General features: G+C 71.1%; 4 protein-coding genes. 1 reads left to right on the forward strand and 3 read right to left on the reverse strand.

Annotation, left to right across the window (positions count from 1 at the left end; translation table 11 throughout):
* Nucleotides 1-146 precede the first annotated feature (146 nt).
* The 3 genes from ACWGI8_RS36645 to ACWGI8_RS36655 all read right to left on the reverse strand — a co-directional run bounded on the left by ACWGI8_RS36645 (nt 147) and on the right by ACWGI8_RS36655 (nt 4824).
* The gene (locus tag ACWGI8_RS36645) at nt 147-2042 is read right to left on the reverse strand and encodes a SpoIIE family protein phosphatase (protein ID WP_453667743.1); all 1896 of its coding nucleotides are present in this window, start codon (nt 2040-2042) and stop codon (nt 147-149) included.
* A gap of 593 nt (nt 2043-2635) precedes the next feature.
* Nucleotides 2636-3301: a cytidylyl-2-hydroxypropylphosphonate hydrolase gene (gene fomD / locus ACWGI8_RS36650; RefSeq protein WP_453667745.1), complete on the reverse strand. Its 666-nt coding sequence runs from the start codon at nt 3299-3301 to the stop codon at nt 2636-2638.
* 116 nt (nt 3302-3417) lie between these two features.
* Nucleotides 3418-4824 (reverse strand): class II fumarate hydratase, encoded by a 1407-nt coding sequence (locus ACWGI8_RS36655; RefSeq protein WP_453667747.1) that lies wholly within the window; start codon nt 4822-4824, stop codon nt 3418-3420.
* A gap of 103 nt (nt 4825-4927) precedes the next feature.
* On the opposite strand from ACWGI8_RS36655, the gene ACWGI8_RS36660 reads away from it, so the two are divergent.
* Entirely contained in the window at nt 4928-6475 is a 1548-nt protein-coding gene (locus ACWGI8_RS36660) for a ricin-type beta-trefoil lectin domain protein (RefSeq protein WP_453667748.1), read from the forward strand.
* Nucleotides 6476-6530: the final 55 nt, after the last annotated feature.

The following is a 6530-nucleotide window of genomic DNA, read 5'->3' on the forward strand; positions in this document are numbered from 1 at the left end:
CGCCGGGCCCTTCCCCGTCGTCTCAGCCTCCGTTGACCACGCTGCCGCCGAACCGGCCGCACGTGCAGGTCGTACGCCGAGGACGGACCGATGCGCTACGAGCCCGCCGCCACCGGAGCGCCCTACGCGCCGAACTCGTACGTGCGCTACGGATGGGTGGGCAGCTCGAACCAGACCACCTTGCCGGTCGACAGCCGGGTCGCTCCCCACCGTCTGGCCAGCCGGTTCACCAGGAACAGACCGCGCCCGCCCTCGTCGGTGTCCCGTGCCCGCCGCTGGCGCGGCAACTGCGGAGAGTCGTCACCGACCTCGCAGCGCAGTACGTCAGTGCGCAGCAGCCGCAGCGTCACCGGCCGTTCCGCGTACCGGACGGCATTGGTCACCACCTCGCTGACCAGTAGCTCCACCGAATCGGACAGCTCCTCCAGGCCCCACCGTGCCAGGGCGCGCCTGGCCAGCCGGCGGGCCCGGCCCGGAGCCGCGTCCTCCGGCTCCAGGAACCAGTACGCGACATCACTCGGCGCGATCCCGTCGAAACGGGCGGCGAGCAGCGCGATGTCGTCGTCCCGGTCGCCCGGGCCGAGCATGTCCAGCACGTCGTCGCAGAGCGCTTCCAGCGGCGGCGAATGATCGGGGCCGGTGAGCTGCGCGGTCGCGGCCAGCCGCTCCCGCAGTTGCTCGATCCCGGTCCACACGTCGCGCAGCCGCGATTCGACGAGCCCGTCGGTGTACAGCAGCAGCGTGGCTCCCGCGGGCGCGTCCAGCTCGACCGCCTCGAAGTCCACCCCGCCGACGCCGATGGGCGCGCCGGGCGGCACCCGCAGTACTTCGGCACGCCCGCCCAGATGCAGCAGTATCGGCGGCGGATGGCCCGCGTTGGCGATCGTGATCCGGTGCGAGACCGGGTCGTACACGGCGTACATGCAGGTCGCCATGCGGTCGGTGCCGAGGCGCTGCGCCTGCTCGTCGAGATGGTGCAGGACCTCCTGCGGCGGCAGATCCAGACCGGCGAGGGTCTGCGCCGTCGTCCGCAGCTGGCCCATGATCGCGGCCGATGTCATGGAGTGGCCCATGACGTCGCCGACGACCAGCGCGACCCGGCTGCCGGGCAGCGGGATCGCGTCGTACCAGTCGCCGCCGACCCGTGCGGTCTCGGCCGCGGGGAGATAGCGGGAGGCGAGCCGCACACCGGTCGGCTGCGGCAGTCCCTCGGGCAGCATGGTGCGCTGCAACTCGTCCGCGATGTACGCCTCGCGGCCGTACAGGACGGCCTTGTCGATGCCGAGCGCGGTGTGCGTCGCGAGCTGTGCGGCGACCAGCAGATCGTTCGGCTCGAAGGCCGGCCGGTCGGGCCGGCGCAGGAAGATCGCCGCGCCGATGACCCGGCGCCTGCCGCGCAGCGGAGCGAGGATGGCCCGGTGCCCGGTCGGTACGATCCGGTCGGCGCCCAGCAGCTCGGGCAGCGCCGCGCGGGCGGCGGCCGAGTCGCCGAACACCGGCCGGACGCCACGGAGCACCTCGGCGAGCGCCCCGCCGGCCACGACCTCGCACAGCTCGGTCGCGGGTGTCAGATCGGCCGGAGTGGTGAGCACCGGCACCTGGGCGGCGCCGCCCAGGAGCGAGCTCTCCGTGTCCTCATCGGTTAAACGCAGCCGGTCGGTGCGGCGCAGCCGCAGCACGAACGGAGCGACCGGCCGTTCGTCGCCGACCGGCAGCGGATCGCGCAGATAGACGAGGATCGCGTCGGAGAACGTCGGCACGGTGGCCCGGCACAGCCCGAGCACGATCTCGTCCAGGTCTATTCCGCGCGCGATCCTGCGGGTCGCGGCCCCGACGAAGCGCAGCCGGTCACCCTCGCGCCGCGCTACCCCGACGGGGTCCTGCGGCGGTGGGCCCGCGGGCGGGGGCGGCTGCGGGGGGACAGCGCCGGCCGTGGCCGGCAGGGGGACATGGGCGGCGGCCTCCTGCCGCGGCCGCGTGCGCTCCTGCGGCCGGGCAGCGACAGGCTGCCGGCCTTCGTGGGAGGTGGGATGCTCCGTCACGCGTGGGATTCCGTCCGTCCGGGCCGGTGGTGCGAGGCTGGGGCCTGTCTTCCCGATCTTTCCTGGCTCGTGTGCCCTGGCACGCACTTCTCCAGAACTTCTCCCCCAGAGCTTCGCCTGGAGGGACCCCCGGCGGAGGCCTCCAGCTGCGTTGTCGTCAGTCGCCATGGCGCCACGACTCCCTCCTCCGCCTCGCGATCGCACGCACCGGACCCTGCTCGCCCCGTGGCGGCAGCTGCTGATGTCACTGCCGGCCTGACCCGGGAGACAGGCCCTGGCGCCTCGGGTGCCGCTGTGCGCGTCCGGGGGCGGTGACGATCGCGGCTGCACCGCGGAGCCCCGGGCCGTCGGGCGGAGCCGCCCGGTGTCCGGGGCGGCAACGCCCCTGGGTGGTCGATATAGCCCATACCCATTCCGAGCGAGGCGTTGACAGGATGAGGGAGATCCGGGCACACATCCGGCACGGTTCCGTCCCCCTCGTGATGACTTACGGTCAGTTCCTGTGCTCTGCTCAATCGTTGATGCGACGCAGTCTTGCGGAGGACGATCCTACGTTTGAACCCCGGGGGCGCATCAAGGGTCTCACGGCGTCGTCATGCGGACGTGCGCGCCGGGGTGCGATTCCAGTCAGCGGGCAGCTCCGGGACCGACCAGCGGGGATCGGGCCGCCAGTCCTCCCAGCCGTCCGAGTACGGAGGCCCCCACGCCTTGATCGCCTCGATCGCGTCACGCCCGGCGGCCCGCACCCGCCGGGCCTGCCCGGCGCCCATCAGCCCGGCCGCCTGGGCCTGGCCGAACTCGTCCTCGTCCAGCCAGCGCCAGCTGCGGTCGGGCCGGACCGCGATGTCCAGAAAGTGATCCTCGGAATCGACGCCGCCCGTCCAACGGAGATGCGGCTCCTCCAGGTTGACGTACCAGTTCTTGAACTGCCAGCCCTGCTCCCAGAACAGCCACACCGACCACGCCTCCCCCGGCCGCGCCAGCTTCAGCACCCCCGTCCCGAACCACCGCGAACGCACGGTGGTCCGCGGTGCGGTGTAGCGGGTCGCGAGCGGCTCATGATGGACGGGCGTCCCATCGGTGAGCACCGGCTTCACACACTCGGTCCCCGGCGCCATCCACACGGCCAGCAGCTCGGCGCTGTCCCGCACGACGGTCACAGGCCGGCAGATGTGCACCTCGCCGGACCCGTTGCCCCGATACCGCCAGAGAATGTGCTCCCCCGGCGCCCAGCGCTGAACCCCTGCCGATCCCGTCATGCGCAGATCTTAGAGTCGCCGCCCACGGCTCGCTGCGGCGCAGGTCACGGGGCCGGGCGGGCCGGCGGGGCGGGTCGGCTGGGGCACCGGCCCCGTGACGCGGGGGAGCGGGAACCTCAGGGCCGCGTCATCCGCAGGACGTCCAGCGCCTCGTCGAGCTGCTCCAGCGTCAGCTCGCCCCGCTCCACATACCCGCCTTCCAGCACCACCTCACGGATCGTCTTCCGCTCCGCCAGCGACCGCTTCGCCACCTTCGCCGCCTCCTCGTACCCGATGTACTTGTTGAGCGGCGTGACGACCGACGGCGACGACTCGGCGTACTCACGGGCACGTTCCGCATTGGCCGTGATGCCGTCGACCGTCCGGTCCGCGAGCAGCCGCACGGCGTTCGTGAGGAGCCGCACCGACTCCAGCAGGTTCTTGGCGATCACCGGCAGCATGACGTTCAGCTCGAAGTTCCCGGCGGCGCCCGCGACGGCGACCGTCGTGTCGTTGCCGGTCACCTGCGCGGCCACCATCAGCACCGCCTCCGGAATCACCGGATTGACCTTGCCCGGCATGATCGACGATCCGGGCTGCAGGTCGGGGAGGTTGATCTCGGCGAGACCCGTGCGCGGGCCGCTGGCCATCCAGCGCAGATCGTTGGAGATCTTGGTGAGCGAGATGGCGATGGTACGGAGCTGACCGCTGGTCTCCACCAGCCCGTCCCGTGCGCCCTGCGCCTCGAAATGGTCGCGGGCCTCGGTCAGGGGCAGCCCGGTCACCCGCGCGACCTCCGCGATGACCGCCGCGGAGAAGCCCGGCGGAGTGTTGATCCCGGTGCCCACCGCCGTGCCGCCGAGAGGGAGTTCGGCGAGCCTCGGCAGGGAGGCGTTCAGACGCTCGATCCCGTACCGGATCTGTGCCGCGTAACCCCCGAACTCCTGGCCGAGAGTGACCGGTGTCGCATCCATCAGATGTGTACGACCCGACTTCACGATGCCCGCGAACTCCCCCGCCTTCCGCTCCAGCGACGCCGCCAGGTGCTCCAGCGCCGGGATCAGATCCCCCGTCACGGCCGCGGTCGCCGCGATGTGGATCGACGACGGGAAGACGTCGTTGGACGACTGCGAGGCATTGACATGGTCGTTGGGGTGGACCGCACGGCCGAGTCGCTCGCCGGCCAGGGTCGCCAGGACTTCGTTCGTATTCATGTTGGACGACGTCCCGGAACCCGTCTGGAAGACATCGACCGGAAAGTGCTCGTCCCAGCGGCCGTCGGCGACCTCCTCCGCCGCGTCCTGGATGGCCTGCGCGATGTCCTTGTCGACCACCCCGAGCTCCGCGTTGACCTTGGCGGCGGCGGCCTTGATCCGGGCCAGGGCCTCGATATGAGCGCGTTCCAGCCGTTGTCCGGAAACCGGGAAGTTCTCCACGGCCCGCTGGGTCTGGGCCCGCCATTTGGCGTGCGCGGGGACCCGCACCTCACCCATGGAGTCGTGTTCGACCCGGTACTCGCCTGCGTTGTCACTCGTGTCCGACATCTCCAAACCTCCCGAAAAGTTGAGCACTTGTCTTGTTCTGTCTATTCCCAAGTGCGCTACCGGCCAGTAAAAACCGGCGGTAACACCTAACCGGGGAGGCGCAATGAGGCGCTCTGGGTACAGACGCTCCAGGCACAGATTTCGCTCTGCGGTCGCAGCCGCCGCGGCCCTCGCGGCGGCTCTCGGCACCATGGCAGCCACGACCCCCGGGCGGGCGCACGACACGGCCCGCCCCACGGCATACGCATCGTCGGTACCCCTTCCGCCGGAGCTGGAGAGGATCCGGGCCGCCGAGGCGACCGCCCTCTACGGCGACCCCGCCGAACGCCCGCCCGGCGAGCGCAAGACCGGCTTGATCTCGCTGGGTGACAGCGAGATCTCGGGCGAGGGTGTCGGCACGTACGAACCCGGCACCGACGGCCCTGAGAACTGGTGCCACCGCTCACCCGACGCCGCCATCCACCGCACGGGCATCGCCGCCGACGTCACGTACAACGTCTCCTGCTCGGGCGGTTACAGCGGCAACATCGTCATCGGCGGCTCGAAGCAGTACGCCGACGAACTGGTCCAGAGCGACAGCCTCGCCATCAAGGCCCGCAACACCCGCATCAAGATGGTGCTGCTGGTCGCCGGCGCCAACGACGATCTCCAGTTCGGGCCCGTGATGACCGACTGCGTCGTCCGCTGGTTCACCTTCCAGGGCCCCTGCGAGTCCAAGTACGCGGCGGGCTGGCAGGCCCGGGTCGACGGACTGGTCCCCAAGGTCGAGCGGACCGTACGCGATCTGCGGACGGTGATGCGTGACGCCGGGTACGCCGACGGGGACTACAAGCTGGTCGTGATGGGCTACCCGAGCCCGATCGGGCCCGACTTCCACGACAACCCGAACTTCCCCGGCAAGCTGATCTGCGGCGGTACGGGCTACGACTCCGACACCGTCTGGGGCCGCAACACCGCCGTCCCCGCCTTCGAACGCGGCATGCGGCAGGTCGCCCGCTCCACCGGCGCGGTGTACCTCGACAACTCACGGCTCTTCCACGGCCATGAGGTCTGCATGGAGGACACCTGGGCACGCGGGCTGTACGTCGAGCTGTCCAACCCGTTCCCGCCCGACTCCAATTCGGTCCGCCAGTCCTTCCACCCGAACGCCCGGGGACACGCGGCCTTCGCCTCCTGTCTGACCCAGCTGTACGACTCCGGGCTGAGCGAGGCCAGTTGCGCCGACCCGGCGTCCACGGGCAGGCCGGTGCTCTATCCGTTCGCCTGGGACGACGTCTACAAACCACTGAGGAACGAGGCCACGGGCAGCTGCGTCGATGCCGAGGCGGGCGTGTCGCGCAACGGCACCGGGGTGCTGGGCTGGGACTGCCACGGCGGCCGCAATCAGGGCTGGTGGTACGACAGCGCCCGTAGGTCCGTCCACAGCCTGCTCAGCCAGGACCGCTGCCTCGACGTCCCCCGAGCGGACTACACGGCGGGCGCGGCGCCCGTCCTGTGGAACTGCCACGGTGGTGCGAACCAGCAGTTCGTGCGCCAGGACGGCACGGTGCGGCCGGCGGCCGCACCGTCCCTGTGCCTGACGCTGGCCGCGGCCAAGGAGCCGGTGCGGCTCCAGCCGTGCGACGGGTCGGCGAAGCAGCGCTTCGCGTAAGCGGGGCTCCGCACCGGACCCCGCGCTCTCAGGTCCTGTCCGGGCGATCTTGTCG

It is taken from the genome of Streptomyces sp. NPDC054841 (assembly GCF_053611045.1).